Raw genomic sequence first — 17,388 nt, forward strand, 5'->3', positions numbered from 1 at the left:
GGGACGCGCCTTAGGCCGTTTGTGCTTGCGGGCGGGCCACCGAGCACAGGCGAACCGAGTCGGCCAGGATTTCGATGGCTTTGGGCCGCGGGAAGCTGGCGCGCCAGGCGATGGCCACGGTACGGAACGGCGTCGGGGCGCTGAGCGGGCGCACTTCGATGATCCCGGGGGCATAGTGGTGACTGTCTACCGCCGAGAGCGGCAGGATGGAGACACCCAGGCCGGAGGCGACCATGTGGCGGATGGTTTCCAGCGAGCTGGACTCCACCGTGGTGTGCTTGGCGTGTTCTTCGCCGCCCTTGCGCAGGCTGGGGCAGGCCTCCAGTACCTGGTCACGGAAGCAGTGGCCTTCGCCGAGCAGCAACAGGCTCTTGTCGTTGAGCAGCTTGCTGTCGATGGTCTTCATCGCCGCCCAGGGGTGGCCGGCTGGCAGCAGCGCATAGAACGGCTCGTCGTAGAGCGGCAGAGTCAGTACGTCGGCTTCCTGAAACGGCAGGGCGATGATGATCGCGTCCAGCTCGCCGGTGCGCAGCTTGTCACGCAGCACGTGGGTGAAGTTTTCCTCGATATACAGTGGCATCTGCGCCGCGACCCGGTGCAACTGCGGGATCAGGTGGGGGAACAGGTAGGGACCGACGGTATAGATGGCGCCGATCTTCAGTGGCGCGGTCAGCTGGTTCTTGCCGGCCTGGGCCAGTTCGCGAATGCCCTGGGCCTGCTCCAGTACCTTCTGCGCCTGGGTGACGATGCCTTCGCCGACCGGGGTCAGGCGCACCGCACTCTTGCTGCGCTCGAAGATCAACACGCCGAGTTCGTCCTCGAGCTTCTTCACCCCCACCGACAGGGTTGGCTGGCTGACATGGCAGCGCTCGGCGGCCCGGCCGAAGTGTTGTTCCTGGGCCAGGGTGACGATGTAGCGCAGCTCGGTGAGGGTCATAGTGTTTATCCATTGATGTGCTGCCAAGCATAGCCTTTGCATTGCAATCAACCAACCGGGCTAGACTGTCTGCCAGTGAATTGATGGAGAGTTTCATGTCGACGTGCGCGAGTCTGTTGATTGCCGGTTGCGGCGATGTCGGTACCCGTCTGGGCCTGCGGCTGGCCGCGGCGGGCTGGAGGGTGCATGGACTGCGGCGTGCAGTCGAGAAGCTGCCCGGGCAAATCCTGCCGGTTGCCGGGGACCTGCAGGCCGATGCTTGTCCGCCTGGCTGGCCTGCGGAGGGTCTGGATTACCTGGTGTACTGCGCGGCGGCGACCGAGCGTGACGAGGCCGGCTACCGCGCCGCCTACGTTGACGGCCTGCGTCGAGTGCTCGGCTGGTTAGCCGAGCATGGGCAAAGGCCCAGACGCCTGCTGTTCGTCTCCAGCAGCGGGGTCTATGGCCAGCAAGGCGGCGAATGGGTCGACGAGACCTCGCCGGCCGAGGCCACGGGCTTTTCCGGACGGGTGATGCTGGAAGCCGAGCAGCTGGCGCTGACCAGCGGCATTGCCGCCAGCGTGGTGCGCCTGACCGGCATCTACGGGCCGGGCCGGAAGTGGCTGCTCGGTCAGGTGCGCCAGGGCTACAAGGTGGCGAGCGAGCCGCCGCTCTACGGCAATCGCATTCACGTCGACGATGCCGCCGGCTTGCTGGCCTTCCTGCTGCAAGCCGATGCCCGCGGGGTGGCGCTGGATGACTGCTATCTCGGCGTCGACGACGAGCCGGCGCCGCTGCATGAGGTGGTGGCCTGGCTGCGCGGCCAGCTGGGCGTCAGCCACTGGGCCGAACAGTCCAGCGTGCGTCGCGCTGGCAGCAAGCGCTGCAGCAACGCCCGCGCCCGCGCACTGGGCTGGGCGCCAGAGTACCCGAGCTATCGGGAGGGCTATGCGGCGCTGTTGCAGCAATCCTAGCCCAGCGTTATGCATAGGGCAGGCCCTGCTGCAAAACGGGAGGTCTATCGCCGGCCTACCCATGCCCGCATTGCATCCGGCGCCCGGGATCTGATGCCTTGTGCTTCCATCAGCGCAATTGGGGCTGGATAAGAAGGGTCGTCCAGCCGATGCCACGGGCCTTGCCCTCCGGGCATCCAGGCTATCGGGTCATGCGCTCAAGCCGCCAGCGCAGTTCGCCCTTGTGGTAATCAGGCATTTCATCGCTCTGCGCGCGATTGATGGCCTCGAAGATGCTCAGCTGCCGGTCGTCGCGCTCGAACAGCCAGGCTTGGCCCTGTTCGCCGAGTTGTAGCCAGATGCTGTCGAATTCGCCGTTCATCGCGGCGCAGTCGCCGGCCAGGCACAGCGCGTAGCGCTCGGCGCCGGGCAGGCCTTCAACCCGACCGTCAGGCTGGAACAGCACCAGAGCACCCGTGCCCAGGCCTTGCCTGATCGTCCAGTGGCCGCCCAGGTAGGCGCGGTAGAGGGCTTGCTCGAAGCTTCTGCCCAACGGCATATCCACGGCGGCGGAGGTTGTCGGAGGGCTAAAGCGTTGCTCCGGCCAGGTCTCGCTGGCGGCCTGCAGCAGTTCGCCGTCGCTGAGGCTGAGTGACTCGTGATAGTCGGCGTAGAAATCAACCCGCCAACGATTGGCGTCTTCATCGCGCAATTGGCCTTCGCCGTGCTCGAAGCCGTTGCTGTAGGTGGCGAGTTGGCGCTGCGGCTGAATCCGCCACTCCAGGTTGGGGCCATAGGCGAGCAGTGCTTCACGCAGCTTGCCGCCTTCGATAGCCGCATCGATCGCCGCCTGGTTGATCCAGGTGCCGCTGGGGTCGACTGGCTGGTCAGCGCAGCCGCTGAGCAGCGAGGCGCTGAGTAAGACCGCGAGCAGGGGGCGCATGAGCCATTCCTTGGACGAGAAGGGTTGGCGGGGCGCGGTGCCCCGCCGGAGGACTTATTCGAGTACCAGGATGGCGTCCATTTCCACTTGGGCGCCCTTGGGCAGCGCGGCGACCCCGATAGCGGCGCGGGCCGGGTAGGGCTGCTGGAAGTAACGGCCCATGACTTCGTTGACGGTGGCGAAATGCGCCAGGTCGGTGAGGAAGATGTTCAGCTTGACCACGTCCTTGAACGAGCCGCCAGCGGCTTCAATGACGGCCTTGAGGTTTTCGAAGACCTGCACGGTCTGTGCTTCGAAGCCTTCGACCAGCTCCATGGTCTGCGGGTCCAATGGGATCTGCCCGGACAGGTAGACGGTGGTGCCGGCCTTGATCGCCTGGGAATAGGTGCCAATGGCTGCCGGGGCTTTGTCGCTGGTAATAACGCTCTTGCTCATGTGGGTTTCCTGATTGGTCGTGGTTGCATGGGTGGGCCGGGCGGCGGTCCGCATTAGCCCACCAGGGAGTTGTATGAATGCGCCGGATCGAGATCCAGTCTGCATGTGTGGCTTTGTGAGCATGGCTTCAGGTGCGCGCGCGGGTGATACGCATCACGCCCTTGAGCGCGCGCAGCTTGCGGATCACCCGGGCCAGGTGCACGCGGTCATGCACGCTGACCACCAGTTGCACGACACTGATGCGGCCGTCGCGTTCGTCCATGCTGATCTTCTCGATATTGCCGTCGGCGGCATTGACGCTGCCAGCCAACAGGGCGATCAGGCCGCGCTGGTGCTCGAGTTCGATGCGCAGTTCGACATTGAATTCGCCGACCACGTCCTTGGCCCAGGACAGCTGGATGCACTTCTCCGGGTTGTGGCGGACTTCGCTGATGTTCCTGCAGCTGTCCATGTGCACCACCATGCCCTTGCCCGCGGAAAGGTGGCCGACGATCGGGTCGCCGGGAATCGGTGTGCAGCATTTTGCATAGCTCAGTACCAGGCCTTCGGTGCCGCGAATCGCCAGCGGCCCTTCGGTGCTCGACAGTTGCTCGCTGTCGCTGGCCAGCAGGCGGCGCGCCACCACATAGGCCATGCGGTTGCCCAGGCCGATGTCTTCCAGCAGGTCCTCGATCACTTCCTGGCGGTATTCACCGAGCACCGCCTGCACGCGTTCGGGAACCAGTTTGTCCAGATGGCTATTGAAGCCGGCCAGTACCTTGTTGAGCAGGCGTTCGCCAAGGCTGATCGACTCGGAGCGGCGTTGCAGCTTGAGGGCATGACGAATATGCGTGCGCGCCTTGCCGGTGACCACGAAATTGAGCCAGGCAGGATTCGGACGTGCGCCCGGGGCGCTGACGATTTCCACGGTCGAGCCGCTTTCCAGGGCCTGGGACAAGGGCGCCAGGCGCCGATTGATACGGCAGGCGATACAGGTGTTGCCGACGTCGGTGTGCACCGCGTAGGCGAAATCGACCGCGGTCGAGCCCTTGGGCAGCTCCATGATCCGGCCCTTGGGCGTGAACACGTAGACCTCGTCCGGGAACAGGTCGATCTTCACGCTTTCGATGAATTCCAGCGAGTTGCCGGCACGCTGTTGCATCTCCAGCACGCCCTTGACCCACTGGCGGGCCCGGGCGTGGGTGCCTTTCGGCTGATCTTCTTCGTTGGCCTTGTACAGCCAGTGGGCGGCTATACCGTTGTTGGCCATCTCCTCCATCTCGCGGGTGCGGATCTGGATCTCGATGGGCACGCCGTGCATGCCGAACAGCGTGGTGTGCAGCGACTGGTAGCCGTTGGCCTTGGGGATCGCGATGTAGTCCTTGAAACGCCCGGGCAGCGGTTTGTACAGGTTGTGCACGGCGCCGAGTACGCGGTAGCAGGTGTCGACCTTGTCGACCACGATACGGAAGCCGTAGACGTCCATGATTTCGTTGAACGCCCGACGTTTGCCGCGCATCTTCTGATAAATGCCGTAGAGGTGCTTTTCGCGGCCGAGCACCTCACCTTCCAGGCCTTCGCGGGCCAGGCAGTGGGTCAGCGACTCTTCGATCTTGTTGACGATTTCCTTGCGGTTGCCACGGGCGCGGCGCACCGCCGCGCGGATACGCTCGGAGCGCATCGGGTGCATGGCCTTGAACCCCAGGTCCTCGAACTCCACGCGCATGCTGTGCATGCCCAGGCGGTTGGCGATGGGGGCGTAGATTTCCAGGGTTTCCTTGGCAATGCGCCGGCGTTTCTCGCCAGAGAGCACTTCCAGGGTGCGCATGTTGTGCAGGCGGTCGGCCAGTTTGACCAGGATCACCCGGATATCGCGGGCCATGGCCATGGCCATCTTCTGGAAATTCTCGGCCTGCGCCTCGGCCTTGGTCTCGAAGTTCATCTGAGTCAGCTTGCTGACCCCGTCGACCAGTTCGGCCACGGTCTCGCCGAACTGGGTGTTCAGCGCTTCCTTGGCGATACCGGTGTCTTCGATCACGTCATGCAGCATGGCCGCCATCAGGCTCTGATGGTCCATGTGCATGTCGGCAAGGATGTTCGCGACCGCCAGCGGATGGGTGACGTAGGCTTCGCCGCTGCGACGGCGTTGGCCGTCGTGGGCTTGTTCGGCGTAGTAATAGGCGCGCCGAACCAGATTTACCTGGTCGTTATCCAGGTAGCTCGACAGTCGATCGGCGAAGGCGTCTATGCTCGGCATGGATGTTCTCCATTCCGATTGTTATGACCCTGCGCCCCACGACTTCGTCCAGGCATAGGCTTACAGAGGCTCGCTGGCCTCATCCTCGAAGGCAGCGAACAGCGGCTCTTCTTCGATGATTTCGTCCTGGGCAATGACGTCATAGTTCATCAGGCCGGCGGCGATTTCACGCAGGGCGACCACGGTCGGCTTGTCATTTTCCCAGGCGAGTTTCGGCTCTTTGCCGCCGGTGGCGAGCTGGCGCGAACGCTTGGTGGCGAGCATGACCAGTTCAAAACGGTTCTCAACGTGATCCAGGCAATCTTCGACGGTAACGCGAGCCATGGTCTTCCTCGTAGCATATGCAAAATAAGGCTGAGCCCAGATGGGCGAGCGGACTGAGTAGTTTAAAAAACAACCAGCATTAATGGAAGCTTTGTTTTCAGCGGCTATAAGCTTAAGTCATAAGCGGCACACGACATGACATATTCGAGGCTGCGCTGCGGCTCGCTCAGAGCTTACAGCGAGCGGCAGCCCTTAGGCCAGTAGCTCGCTGAGCAGGCCGCAGTGGCGTTGCTGCTGCGGGCTTTGCCGCAGCTGGTTGGCGCGGAAGATGGCCTTCAGGTCGCTGAGGGCGTGGGCGAAATCGTCGTTGATCAGCAGGTAGTCGTATTCGACGTAATGGCTCATTTCGCTGACCGCTTCGCGCATGCGCTGCTCGATGATCTCGCCGCTGTCCTGGCCGCGATTGGTCAGGCGGTGACGCAGCGCCTCCTGGGTTGGCGGCAGGATGAAGATGGACTTGGATTGGGGCATCAGGTGGCGCACTTGCTGGGCGCCCTGCCAGTCGATTTCCAGGATCAGGTCGAAGCCATCGATGAGCGTTTGCTCGACCCAGGCTTGTGACGTGCCGTAGAGGTTGCCGAATACCTCCGCGTGCTCAAGCAGTTCGCTGTTGTCGATCATCGCGTGAAACTGCTCGCGGCTGGTGAAGTGGTAATTCACCCCTTCTACCTCGCCTGGGCGCATGGTTCGCGTGGTGTGCGAGACCGATACGCGGATCTGTGGTTCGCTGTCGATCAGCGCCTTGACCAGGCTGGTCTTGCCGGCGCCGGACGGGGCGGAAATGATGTAGAGGGTGCCGGTGGTGATGGCCATAAGAGCTTCCTGGGACTGTCTTTTCTGTTGTTTCAGGGCTTGAACGCTTAGCGAACGGCGGCGGGGGTCGCCTCATCCATGTGGGTCACAAGGCGCCACGCAGAGTTTACAGCTGTAAAAGAGCATTTCGAGCCTGATTTATTCGCTTGGCTCCCCTTGCGGGCTAGCCTTTGGCTGTTACTCCGCGTTGCTTCGTTTCAGCGCGGAACTGCCTACTCGATGTTCTGCACCTGTTCGCGCATCTGCTCGATCAGCACCTTGAGGTTGACGGCCGCCTGGGTGCTGCGGGTGTCGAAGGCCTTGGAGCCGAGGGTATTGGCTTCGCGGTTGAGTTCCTGCATCAGGAAGTCCAGGCGCCGGCCCGCGGCGCCGCCAGTCTTGAGCACGCGACGCACTTCGCTGACGTGGGTGCTCAAGCGATCCAGCTCTTCGGCGACATCGCTTTTCTGCGCGAGGATCACCAGTTCCTGCTCCAGGCGCTGCGGGTCGAGCTCGGCCTGTAGCTCGGCACTGCGGTCGAGAATTTTCTGCCGTTGCATGGCGAGCATCTGCGGCACCAGTTCACGCAGGGCTGCAACTTCGCCGTCAATGCTGTCCAACCGTTCGTTAAGCAGCTTGGCCAGTTCGTGGCCTTCGCGCGAGCGGCTTTGCTTGAGTTCGTCCAGCGCCTGCTTGAACAGGCTCAGGGCGGCTTTGTTGAGCGCTTGCGGGTCCGCGGCATCGGCGACCAGCACCCCGGGCCAGCTCAAGACTTCCAGTGGGTTGAGTGGCGCCGGATGCTTGATCAGGCTGGCGACGCTTTCTGCGGCGGCGACCAGTTGGGCGGCGCGCTCGCGGTCCACTTGCAGCGGCTTGCCGGCGCTGTCTTCGGCGAAGCGCAGGGTGCATTCGACTTTGCCGCGCGACAGGCCATTGCGCAGCGCCTCGCGCACTGCGCCTTCGAGGTCGCGCAAGGCATCCGGCAGGCGCAGGTGTGGCTCCAGGTAGCGGTGGTTGACCGAGCGCAGCTCCCAGGTCAGGGTGCCATTGGTCCCGGTCTGCTCGGCGCGGGCGAAGGCGGTCATGCTATGGATCATGGGGCGAACCTCGCGGAAAGTCGGTACTGACGAGCCTGCCATGCAGGGCACGTGGAATCATGAAAGGCGACGCGCGGCGCTCGCCGTCCTCATCCGGCGCGGCGCGCGGTACAAGGAGGGTGTCGCTACGCGACTTGCATGGTTAAAGGCGCGAGATTGTAGCGCAGTGCGTCGGTCGCTCCCAATTCGGCATGTCGTTGCTGGCGCACGCGCCCTATAATGGCCCGCAGATTTCTATTCAGAGCAGGTATTCCTTGATGAAACGTCCCAGTGGCCGCAGCGCCGATCAGTTGCGCTCGATCCGTATCACCCGCAACTACACCAAGCATGCCGAGGGCTCGGTACTGGTGGAGTTTGGCGACACCAAGGTGATTTGCACGGTCAGCGTCGAGTCGGGCGTGCCGCGCTTCCTCAAGGGCCAGGGCCAGGGCTGGTTGACCGCCGAGTACGGCATGCTGCCGCGGGCCACCGGTGAGCGTAATCAGCGTGAGGCCAGTCGTGGCAAGCAGGGCGGACGCACCCTGGAAATCCAGCGCTTGATCGGCCGCTCGCTACGCGCCGCGCTGGACATGAGCAAGCTGGGTGAAAACACCCTGTATGTCGACTGCGACGTGATCCAGGCCGATGGCGGTACCCGCACGGCCTCGATCACCGGTGCCATGGTGGCGCTGATCGATGCCTTGAAGGTGATCAAGAAGCGCGGCGGCCTGAAAGGCGGCGATCCGCTCAAGCAGATGATCGCAGCGGTGTCGGTCGGCATGTACCAGGGCGAGCCGGTACTCGATCTGGACTACCTGGAAGACTCTGCCGCAGAAACCGACCTGAACGTGGTGATGACCAGCAGTGGCGGCTTTATCGAGGTGCAGGGCACCGCCGAAGGCGCACCGTTCCAGCCGGCAGAGCTGAACGCCATGTTGGCGCTGGCGCATAAAGGCGTGACCGAACTGTTCGAGTTGCAGCAGGCGGCATTGGCCGACTGACCCGTTTGACGCTCAGCTAAGGAGGGTGACCATGGAACCGCAGGATCTTGTGCCGACCCCGACTCCAGAGGCCCGGCAGTGGGCGATGTTCTGCCACTATGCGGCGTTCTTCTGGTTTCTGGTGCCGATGATCGGCAATGTAATCGGACCCTTGATCGTCTGGCAGTTGAAGAAGGACCTCGACCCCTTCGTCAACGAGCAGGGCAAGGAGGCGCTGAACTTTCAGATCACCTTCAGTCTGGCCATGATCGTTTGCGGCATCTTGGCCTGGGTGGTGATCGGTTTCCCGCTGATGCTGCTGGTCAGCGTCAGCGCGCTGGTGCTGACGATTATTGCCGGGATCAAGGCCAATGCCGGTGAGGCCTATCGCTACCCGATTTGCTGGCGCGTGGTGAAATAAGCCATCGGCAATCCGGGATGGGGGCATTGCTTCGATGGGTTACCCCCTGCGTGGCGGCTCCCGTCGCTGGGGCTGGCCGAGGTCACCGGGATCAAGACCAGGGATGCAAAAAAGCCGGCGCGATGCCGGCTTTTTTTGTCGCTGCAGATGAGCCTAGACACTGAGAATCCAGTCGTAATCGACGATCAGCGGCGCATGCTGGGAGAAGCGCGGCTGGCGCGGCAGGCGCGCCGAACGCACGCTGCGGCGCATGCCCGGAGTGAGCAGTTGATAGTCGAAGCGATAGCCCAGGTTGAGCATCTCGGCCTGCTCGCTGTCCGGCCACCAGCTGAACTGGTCGCCTTCGCGGCTGACTTCGCGCAGGGCATCGACATAGCCCATGCTGCCGATCACTTCGTCCAGCCAGGCCCGCTCGGGGGCGAGGAAGCCCGGTGATTGCTGGCAGTCACGCCAGTTCTTCACGTCGAGCTTCTGGTGCGCCACATGCAGCGAGCCGCAATAGATGTACTCGCGGCGCTTGCGCCGTTGCTTGTCCAGGTAATGGGTGAAGTCGTCCATGAACTTGAATTTCTGATTCAAGCTCTCGTCGCCGTCCTGCCCGGATGGCAGCAGCAAGGTGGCGATACTTACCTTGTCGAAATCGGCCTGCAGGTAGCGCCCATAGCGATCGGCCATTTCAAAGCCGAGGCCGCTGATTACCGCCTTGGGCTGCAACCGCGAATACAGTGCCACGCCACCTTGGCTGGGCACTTCGGCATCGCAGGCATAGAGGAAATAGCCATCCAGTTGGAGGGCTTGGTCGTCCAGCTCAAAGGCGGAGGCGCGGGTGTCCTGCAGGCAGATGACGTCGGCATTCTGTGCTTGCAGCCAACTGAGCAAACCGCGCTCGACTGCAGCATGAATACCATTCACGTTCACACTGATGATCCGCATAAATGGCCCCTAAAAACACGTGCGTGTATGATACCCGAGCTCGTCTCCAATAAGCTAAATTCCTAGCTAAATCCGTGCCGTCCGGGACTTTACATGCAAGCGTACCAGCGCGATTTCATTCGTTTTGCCATTGAGCGTGGGGTTCTGCGCTTTGGTCAGTTCACCCTCAAGTCGGGGCGTACCAGCCCGTATTTCTTCAATGCCGGGCTGTTCGACAGCGGTCTGGCGCTGGCCCGGCTGGGGCGGTTTTACGCCGCCGCCGTGGTCGACAGCGGGATCGCCTTCGATGTGCTGTTCGGCCCGGCCTACAAGGGCATCCCGCTGGCAGCGACCACAGCGGTGGCCCTGGCCGAGCATCATCAGCGCGATGTGCCCTGGTGCTTCAATCGCAAAGAGGCCAAGGATCACGGCGAAGGTGGCACCCTGGTTGGTGCACCGCTGGCCGGTAAGGTGCTGATCGTCGACGACGTGATCACCGCCGGCACCGCGATTCGCGAGGTGATGCAGATCATCCAGGCCCAGGGCGCGCAAGCCGCGGGGGTGCTGATTGCCTTGAATCGTCAGGAACGTGGCCAGGGCGAGTTGTCGGCGATCCAGGAGGTCGAGCGCGATTTCGGCATGCCGGTGGTGAGCATCGTGTCGCTGGAGCTGGTGCTGGAATACCTGGCAGACGATGCCGAACTCAAGCAGTATCTGCCGGCGGTGCAAGCCTATCGCGCCGAATATGGAATCTAACTCCTCGACTTAGGGTGCTGCCTCGATGCGCAAACCGGCTCTGCTTCGCTGTTCGCTGTTGTTCGGTTTGCTGCTGCCGATGGTCGCGGGTGCCACCGAGTTGTATCGCTATACCGATGATCAGGGCGTTACCGTGCTCGGTCGTCAGGGCGTGCCGCCGGAGTTCATCGGCAAGGGCTATGAGGTGCTCAATGATCAGGGGCGGGTGATCAAGGTCATCCCGCCGGCCCCGAGCGCCGAGGAAATGCAGCGTTTGCTGGCCGACAAGGCCCGCGCCAAATCCGATGCCCAGCTGCTGCGCCTGTACAGCACGCCCGAGGACATCGACCGTGCTCGCGATCGCAAGCTGGCCGAGCTGGACGGCTTGATCGGCGTCGCACGCAGCAATTTGCAGTCGGCGCGTCTGCAGCAGGACAACTTGCAGAGCCAGGCGGCGGAGCATGAGCGTGCCGGGCGTAAAGTGCCGGAGCAGCTGCTGGTGCAGATCGGCAACCAGAAAGATGAACAGCTGCGTCAGTACAAGGAAATTGCCCGCTACCTGGACGCACGCAAACAGGCGCAGGCCAGCTTCGCGGCCGATAGCCAGCGTCTCGGCGAGCTGCTGGGCCAGCAACGCTAGCTGACGCTCACGCCTCAATCGGCCTGCAGCTGTTAATCCTGAGGAGCGCAGTGTTCATAGCCGCGCACTTTGTCGCGCAACCACTGCGGTAGGGCCCGACTGCTACGGCTGCTGGCGTCGGCGTGCACGTAGATCACTTCACCTGCAGTCAGCGCTTCGTCGTCGCGCCAGATGCCCAGGGTGAAACTCAGGCTGGAGCGCCCCAGGCGGCCCACGCGCACGCCAATCTCCAGCAGATCGTCGAAGCGTGCTGGCGCCAGATACTCGAGTACCGTCTTGATCGCGAAGAAGTCGCTGCCGTCGCGGCTCAGGTCGGCCGGGTAGGCGATGCCCAGGGTGCGAAAGTATTCATTGATGGCGACATCGGCGTAGGTCAGATAGTGGCCGTTGAACACGATGCTTTGGGGGTCGACTTCGGCCCAGCGCACCCGTAGCGGGTGGAAGAAGCGGAAGCTGTCACGGCGCGGCGCGGCAGTCATGGCGAGACTTCGCTCTGTTGTTGAGGTCGGTGGAGCTGCGCTGTGCAGCCGCAGCATAGCAAGTGACTGGCGGGCTTGTTCAAGGCGCTGCACCAGTCAACCGGTGCAACTCGCTGTTATGGGACGGGCGGCTTATGCAAGGGGCAAATCAGCCCGAGGCTGTCGGGCTGATCTGCGGCTAGTCGGTTTCACTGGCGCTTGCGGTTGCAGATCTGGGTACCGACCCCGCTGTCGGTGAAGATTTCCAGCAGCACTGCGTTGGGCACCCGGCCGTCGATGATGTGCGCGCTGGTCACGCCCCCCTGAACCGCTTCTAAAGCGCAGCGGATCTTTGGCAGCATGCCGCCGTAGATGGTGCCGTCGGCGATCAGGCCATCGACCTGTTCGGTGGTCAGGCCGGTGAGCACCTCGCCCTGCTTGTCGAGCAGGCCAGCGATGTTGGTCAACAGGATCAGTTTCTCGGCCTTCAAGGCCTCGGCCACCTTGCCGGCGACCAAGTCGGCGTTGATGTTGTAGGACTCTCCTTCAGAGCCGACGCCGATCGGCGCGATGACCGGGATAAAGTCACCCTTGACCAGCATGTTGAGCAGGTCGGTATTGACCCCGATGACTTCGCCGACGTGGCCGATGTCGATGATTTCCGGGGTGGTCATCTCCGGGGTCTTGCGGGTTACGGTGAGTTTCTTGGCGCGGATCAGTTCGGCATCTTTGCCGGTCAGGCCGATGGCGCTGCCGCCGTGGCGGTTGATCAGGTTGACAATGTCCTTGTTGACCTGGCCGCCGAGAACCATTTCCACCACGTCCATGGTTTGTGCATCGGTCACGCGCATGCCGTCGATGAAGTGGCTCTCGATCGACAGGCGCTTGAGCAGGTCGCCGATCTGCGGACCGCCACCATGCACCACCACCGGGTTTATGCCGACCGCCTTCATCAGCACGATGTCGCGGGCGAAGTTGGTTTTCAGTTCATCGCTTTCCATGGCGTTGCCACCGTATTTGACCACCAGGGTCTTGCCGACGAACCGGCGGATATACGGTAGCGCTTCGGACAGAACTTTGGCGACGTTACTGGCGGCATCACGTTCGAGGGTCATGCGGGACTCCATGGCTAATCTCAATCAAAACGGCAAAGTGATATCGGGTGCGGCGCTGTACAGTTGCGCGCGGAATACTTCCTTGATGCGTTCGAGCTCTTCCTCGGTATCGGCCTCGAAGCGCAGCACCAGCATCGGCGTGGTGTTGGAGGCACGTACCAGGCCCCAGCCCTTAGGGTAGTCGACGCGCACGCCGTCCAGGGTGGTGAGGTTGGCCTCGCCCCAGTGGCCGTCGCGCTGCAGGCTGTCGATGATGCTGAATTTGCTCTGCTCGGTAACCAGGATATTGATTTCCGGGGTGGCAATATCGCAGGGGAAGGAGGCGAACACCTGTTCGGCATCGCGCTTGTCCTGGCTGAGGATCTCCAGCAGGCGGGCGGCGCTGTAGATGCCGTCATCGAAGCCGAACCAGCGCTCCTTGAAGAATATATGGCCGCTCATTTCGCCGGCCAGCAGGGCGCCGGTTTCCTTCATTTTCTTCTTGATCAGCGAGTGGCCGGTTTTCCACATCACCGGCCGCCCGCCGTAGCCGCTGATCAGCGGGGTCAGGCGGCGGGTGCACTTGACGTCGAAGATGATGTCGGCGCCGGGATTGCGCGACACCACGTCCTTGGCGAACAGCATCAGCAGGCGATCTGGGTAGATGATGGTGCCTTTGTTGGTCACCACGCCGACCCGGTCGCCGTCACCGTCGAACGCCAGGCCGAGGTCGGCCTGCTCTTCCTTGACCTTGGCGATCAGGTCGACCAGGTTTTCCGGCTTGCCCGGATCCGGGTGGTGGTTGGGGAAGCTGCCGTCAACATCGCAGAACAGCGGGATCACGGTGCAGCCCAGGGCTTCGATCAGCTGCGGGGCGATTACCCCGGCGGCGCCGTTGCCGCAGTCGACCACCACCTTCATCGGTTTGGCCGTGGCGATATCGTCACGGATTTGGTTGAAATAGCGCTCCAGCACATCGACCTGCTCGACCGTGCCGACGCCGCTGACCAGATCGTTGGTATCGATGCGGGTCTTGAGGGCCTGAATCTGTTCATTGGCCAGGGTATCGCCGGCGATGACCACCTTGAAGCCGTTGTAATCCGGTGGATTGTGGCTGCCGGTGAGCATCACTGCGGATTTGCCCGCAAGGATGTGCCCAGCGTAGTAGACCACCGGAGTTGGCACCATGCCGACATCGCTGACGTTGCAGCCACAGTCGAGCAGGCCCTGAATCAGTTGCTGGACCAGCTCCGGGCCTGACAGGCGGCCGTCGCGGCCCACCGCAATATTCGGTTCGCCCTGCGCCAGGCTCTGCGAGCCGATCGCGCGGCCGATCCAGTAGGCGGTATGCGCGGTCAGGCTGCTGCCGACCACGCCGCGAATATCGTAGGCGCGAAAGATGTCGGCGGGCACTTGGGGTGGTGAATTGTGCGAATTCATGCCGGAGGGTTGCTCCAGTCCCAGGAGATCCTGGTCTTCGTCGAGAATGTCGATATCGAGGATATCGGTGTCTTGAAACAGCGGATCGATCAGTCCGGCCGGCTGGCTGGGTTCCGCTGCGGGCGAGGCGCTGCCGGCGCTGTGATGGTTTTCCACAGATTTGCCGGTTTGGCGCGACAGGCGAGCCAGGGTCTGTACCAGATTGTCGAGCGCTGGCAGGCTCGGGCTGAAAGCTTTGACGGCCTTGCCGGCGGAGAGTTCTTTAATCAGCTTCTCAAGCTGCAGCGCATCTTTGTGCAGGCGACGTTGCTGGCCGCGATACACCAGGTAGAGGCCAAGCAGGGCGCCGGCCAGTGCCAACAGAGTCGCCAGGCCAGGCACTGTGGCTGAGAAGGCCGAAGCGCTCAGGCTCGGCCCTGGCGTGAAGCTCAGCTGCCAGTTCGGATTGCCGCTATCGAGGTGTTGCATCTCGCCCTGAGCTTGGCCGCGTTGGGTCAGCAGTTGGCCGGTGGTGTTGCCGAATTGCTGAATCAGTTGCAGTTGGCCGACGCCTGCCGGTAGCGGCGGCAAATTGGCCAGCAGGCGGTTCAACTCGACGGCCAGCAGCAGGGTGCCCTGTGCCGGTTGATCTTCATTCTGGCGCAGTGGCGCTGCGCTGTAGACCAGCCAGCGCTGGCCGATCTTGTAGGCCTCGGCCGCAGGCGTCTGGCCGTTTTCCACGCGGCGCAGCATGTCCAGCGCGGCAAAGTTCATCGGGGCTTCCCGGCCCATGTCCTGCACGGCTTCGCCGCGCGCATTGAGGTGCGCATCGATCACGCCATCCCAGTAGCGCAGATTGCGTTCGGCCGCCCGCACCTGCTGGCTGTCCTTGCTTTGCAGCGCTTGTAACAGTTCGGGATTGCGCGCCGCGGCGCTGGTGTCGGCGGTCAGCTGGCGCAATGCCTGTTGCAACGTCGCGGCCTGCGCGCCTCCCCAGGCCTGGACAAGTTGCTGCTGTTGCTGTTGCTGCAGGCTGTTGAACAGGCCGAACCAGAGTAGCGCGGCAGCTAGAGTCACGCCGCCGATAACGGCCGGCAGGCCCGGGAGCAGGGCGTTTGCGGCCTGTTTGCCAGTGCCTGGCGGCTGCCCAGCCGAGCTACTGGCGTCCTTGGCGGTGCGCTTGAAGCGTTTCATCGAACGTCTCCTTGGCGGTTCATCCTGAAAGGGGTTGTCATTCAGTGACTGCCGGAATGGCCAAAGCCACCGCTGCCGCGCTGGCTCTGATCAAACTCATCGACCAGCTCGAAGTGTGCCTGCACCACCGGCACCAGGATCAGCTGGGCGATGCGCTCGCCGATGGCCATGCTGAACGCGCTTTGCCCGCGGTTCCAGCAGGACACCATCAGCTCGCCTTGGTAGTCGGAGTCGATCAGGCCGACCAGATTGCCCAGGACGATGCCGTGCTTATGGCCAAGGCCCGAGCGCGGCAGGATCAGCGCCGCCAGGCCGGGGTCGCCGATATAGATCGACAGGCCAGTAGGAATCAGCACGGTTTGCCCGGGCTCCAGGATCAGCTCCTGCTTGAGCATGGCGCGCAGGTCGAGGCCGGCGGAGCCGGGCGTGGCGTACTGCGGCAAGGGAAATTCACTGCCCAGGCGCGGGTCGAGGATTTTGGCTTGTAAAGCGTGCATGTCAGGCTCTGCGGTCGGTGAATGAGTGCATCAGGCGCGGTGCAAGCGGTCGGCGATAAAGTCCACCAGTTGGCGGGCGATCTTGCCTTTGCTGGTTTGCGCGAAGCTGCTTTGCTGGAGGTCGCGATCGATGATGGTGATGGCGTTTTCCTCGCTGTTGAAGCCGATGCTTGGGTTGGCCACGTCGTTGGCGACGATCAGGTCGAGGTTCTTGTCCTGCAGCTTGCGCGAGGCATAGCCCAGCAGGTTCTCGGTTTCGGCCGCGAAGCCGACGCTGAAGGGGCGGTCGACGCGTCCCGCCAGGGTGGCGAGGATATCCGGGTTGCGCACCATTTGCAGGAGCAAACCGTCGCCGCTGGTAGGGTCTTTCTTCAATTTGTGCTGGGCGACCACTTCCGGGCGGTAGTCGGCGACGGCGGCCGCGGCGATCAGCAGATCGCAGGGCATGGCGGCTTCGCAGGCGGCGAGCATGTCGCGGGCGCTGACCACGTCGATGCGGCTGACCCGGTCCGGGGTCGGCAGGTGCACCGGGCCGCTGATCAGGGTGACTCGGGCACCGGCTTCGGCGGCGGCCTCGGCGAGGGCGAAACCCATCTTGCCGGAGCTGTGATTGGTGATGTAACGCACCGGGTCGATGTTTTCCTGGGTCGGCCCCGCGGTGATCAGCACGTGCTTGCCGGTCAGTGCCTGGTTCTGGAAGCAGTCGGCGGCGCATTGCACCAGATCATCGGCTTCGAGCATGCGGCCAAGGCCGACGTCGCCGCAGGCCTGGCTACCTGCCGCCGGGCCAAACAGGCGCAAGCCGCGCTCGCGGAGCTGCTGCGCGTTGGTCTGGGTGGCCGGGTCGCGCCACATCGCCTGATTCATCGCCGGCGCCAGGGCTACCGGGGCGTCGGTGGCCAGCACCAGGGTGGTCAGCAGGTCGTCGGCGACACCCTGGGCCAGGCGCGCCATCAGGTCGGCGGTGGCCGGGGCGATCAGTACCAGGTCGGCCCAGCGCGCCAGTTCGATATGGCCCATGGCGGCTTCGGCGGCGGGATCGAGCAGATCCAGGTGGACCGGGTGGCCGGACAGGGCTTGCAAGGTCAAGGGCGTGATGAATTCGCGACCGCCGCGGGTCATGACCACATGCACCTCGGCGCCCTGATCACGCAGGCGGCGAACCAGCTCTGCGCTCTTGTAGGCGGCAATGCCGCCACCCACGCCGAGAACGATGCGTTTTCGATATAGCCGCTGCATAGGCCTGCCTTGTATGGGGTGGATGTACGCCGCGACGGTGACGCCTGCCAGGCAGACCGTTGGGCTTTTGCAGTAGGACAGAGTCCCAAGTCCGACCGACCGCCAAGCCGGTCGCCGTCCAAAA

At 63.2% G+C, this 17,388-nt stretch carries 18 protein-coding genes; 5 read left to right on the top strand and 13 right to left on the bottom strand.

Annotated elements, in window-relative coordinates:
• Positions 1 to 10: 10 nt before the first annotated feature.
• The gene (locus PH586_RS11365; protein ID WP_271347873.1) at positions 11 to 937 is read right to left on the bottom strand and encodes a hydrogen peroxide-inducible genes activator; all 927 of its coding nucleotides are present in this window, start codon (positions 935 to 937) and stop codon (positions 11 to 13) included.
• A gap of 95 nt (positions 938 to 1,032) precedes the next feature.
• Here PH586_RS11365 and PH586_RS11370 point away from each other — a divergent pair, with 95 nt between their 5' ends.
• Positions 1,033 to 1,890: an SDR family oxidoreductase gene (locus PH586_RS11370; protein WP_271347874.1), complete on the top strand. Its 858-nt coding sequence runs from the start codon at positions 1,033 to 1,035 to the stop codon at positions 1,888 to 1,890.
• A gap of 181 nt (positions 1,891 to 2,071) precedes the next feature.
• Here the strand turns inward: PH586_RS11370 and PH586_RS11375 are convergent, their stop codons facing one another.
• From PH586_RS11375 to PH586_RS11400, 6 genes are all read right to left on the bottom strand, one after another.
• Positions 2,072 to 2,812 (bottom strand): hypothetical protein, encoded by a 741-nt coding sequence (locus PH586_RS11375; RefSeq protein WP_271347875.1) that lies wholly within the window; start codon positions 2,810 to 2,812, stop codon positions 2,072 to 2,074.
• 54 nt (positions 2,813 to 2,866) lie between these two features.
• Positions 2,867 to 3,247 (bottom strand): RidA family protein, encoded by a 381-nt coding sequence (locus tag PH586_RS11380; RefSeq protein ID WP_271347876.1) that lies wholly within the window; start codon positions 3,245 to 3,247, stop codon positions 2,867 to 2,869.
• 127 nt (positions 3,248 to 3,374) lie between these two features.
• Positions 3,375 to 5,483, bottom strand: coding sequence for a bifunctional GTP diphosphokinase/guanosine-3',5'-bis pyrophosphate 3'-pyrophosphohydrolase (gene spoT / locus PH586_RS11385; protein ID WP_271347877.1), 2,109 nt, complete (start codon positions 5,481 to 5,483; stop codon positions 3,375 to 3,377).
• Between the two features lie 60 nt (positions 5,484 to 5,543).
• Complete coding sequence (rpoZ, locus tag PH586_RS11390) at positions 5,544 to 5,807, bottom strand: DNA-directed RNA polymerase subunit omega (protein ID WP_271347878.1); 264 nt, start codon at positions 5,805 to 5,807, stop codon at positions 5,544 to 5,546.
• A 192-nt stretch (positions 5,808 to 5,999) separates the two neighbouring features.
• Positions 6,000 to 6,620: a guanylate kinase gene (gmk, locus tag PH586_RS11395; RefSeq protein ID WP_271347879.1), complete on the bottom strand. Its 621-nt coding sequence runs from the start codon at positions 6,618 to 6,620 to the stop codon at positions 6,000 to 6,002.
• 212 nt (positions 6,621 to 6,832) lie between these two features.
• Positions 6,833 to 7,696, bottom strand: a complete 864-nt coding sequence (locus PH586_RS11400) for a YicC/YloC family endoribonuclease (protein ID WP_271347880.1) — start codon at positions 7,694 to 7,696, stop codon at positions 6,833 to 6,835.
• A 257-nt stretch (positions 7,697 to 7,953) separates the two neighbouring features.
• Between PH586_RS11400 and rph the strand changes: the two genes are divergently transcribed.
• Positions 7,954 to 8,676 (top strand): ribonuclease PH, encoded by a 723-nt coding sequence (gene rph / locus PH586_RS11405; RefSeq protein ID WP_271347881.1) that lies wholly within the window; start codon positions 7,954 to 7,956, stop codon positions 8,674 to 8,676.
• 31 nt (positions 8,677 to 8,707) lie between these two features.
• Positions 8,708 to 9,076: a DUF4870 domain-containing protein gene (locus PH586_RS11410; protein WP_238040719.1), complete on the top strand. Its 369-nt coding sequence runs from the start codon at positions 8,708 to 8,710 to the stop codon at positions 9,074 to 9,076.
• A 153-nt stretch (positions 9,077 to 9,229) separates the two neighbouring features.
• On the opposite strand, the gene PH586_RS11415 is transcribed toward PH586_RS11410, so the two are convergent.
• Positions 9,230 to 10,009 carry an exodeoxyribonuclease III gene (locus tag PH586_RS11415; RefSeq protein ID WP_238040718.1) on the bottom strand — a complete coding sequence of 260 codons (780 nt, stop codon included), beginning with the start codon at positions 10,007 to 10,009 and terminating at the stop codon, positions 9,230 to 9,232.
• 93 nt (positions 10,010 to 10,102) lie between these two features.
• Between PH586_RS11415 and pyrE the strand changes: the two genes are divergently transcribed.
• Positions 10,103 to 10,744: an orotate phosphoribosyltransferase gene (pyrE, locus tag PH586_RS11420; protein ID WP_238040717.1), complete on the top strand. Its 642-nt coding sequence runs from the start codon at positions 10,103 to 10,105 to the stop codon at positions 10,742 to 10,744.
• A gap of 25 nt (positions 10,745 to 10,769) precedes the next feature.
• Positions 10,770 to 11,363, top strand: coding sequence for a DUF4124 domain-containing protein (locus tag PH586_RS11425; protein ID WP_271347882.1), 594 nt, complete (start codon positions 10,770 to 10,772; stop codon positions 11,361 to 11,363).
• A 32-nt stretch (positions 11,364 to 11,395) separates the two neighbouring features.
• On the opposite strand, the gene PH586_RS11430 is transcribed toward PH586_RS11425, so the two are convergent.
• The 5 genes from PH586_RS11430 to coaBC form a co-directional block, all read right to left on the bottom strand.
• Positions 11,396 to 11,842 carry an acyl-CoA thioesterase gene (locus tag PH586_RS11430; protein ID WP_271347883.1) on the bottom strand — a complete coding sequence of 149 codons (447 nt, stop codon included), beginning with the start codon at positions 11,840 to 11,842 and terminating at the stop codon, positions 11,396 to 11,398.
• A gap of 188 nt (positions 11,843 to 12,030) precedes the next feature.
• The gene (gene argB / locus PH586_RS11435; protein ID WP_238040714.1) at positions 12,031 to 12,936 is read right to left on the bottom strand and encodes an acetylglutamate kinase; all 906 of its coding nucleotides are present in this window, start codon (positions 12,934 to 12,936) and stop codon (positions 12,031 to 12,033) included.
• Positions 12,937 to 12,960: 24 nt separating this feature from the next.
• Complete coding sequence (gene algC / locus PH586_RS11440; protein ID WP_271347966.1) at positions 12,961 to 14,355, bottom strand: phosphomannomutase/phosphoglucomutase; 1,395 nt, start codon at positions 14,353 to 14,355, stop codon at positions 12,961 to 12,963.
• Positions 14,356 to 15,569: 1,214 nt separating this feature from the next.
• Positions 15,570 to 16,025: a dUTP diphosphatase gene (dut, locus tag PH586_RS11445; RefSeq protein ID WP_238040713.1), complete on the bottom strand. Its 456-nt coding sequence runs from the start codon at positions 16,023 to 16,025 to the stop codon at positions 15,570 to 15,572.
• Between the two features lie 30 nt (positions 16,026 to 16,055).
• Entirely contained in the window at positions 16,056 to 17,264 is a 1,209-nt protein-coding gene (coaBC, locus tag PH586_RS11450) for a bifunctional phosphopantothenoylcysteine decarboxylase/phosphopantothenate--cysteine ligase CoaBC (RefSeq protein WP_271347884.1), read from the bottom strand.
• Positions 17,265 to 17,388: the final 124 nt, after the last annotated feature.

It is taken from the genome of Pseudomonas aestuarii, assembly GCF_027988105.1.
GTDB classification, from domain to species: Bacteria; Pseudomonadota; Gammaproteobacteria; order Pseudomonadales; family Pseudomonadaceae; genus Aquipseudomonas; species Aquipseudomonas aestuarii.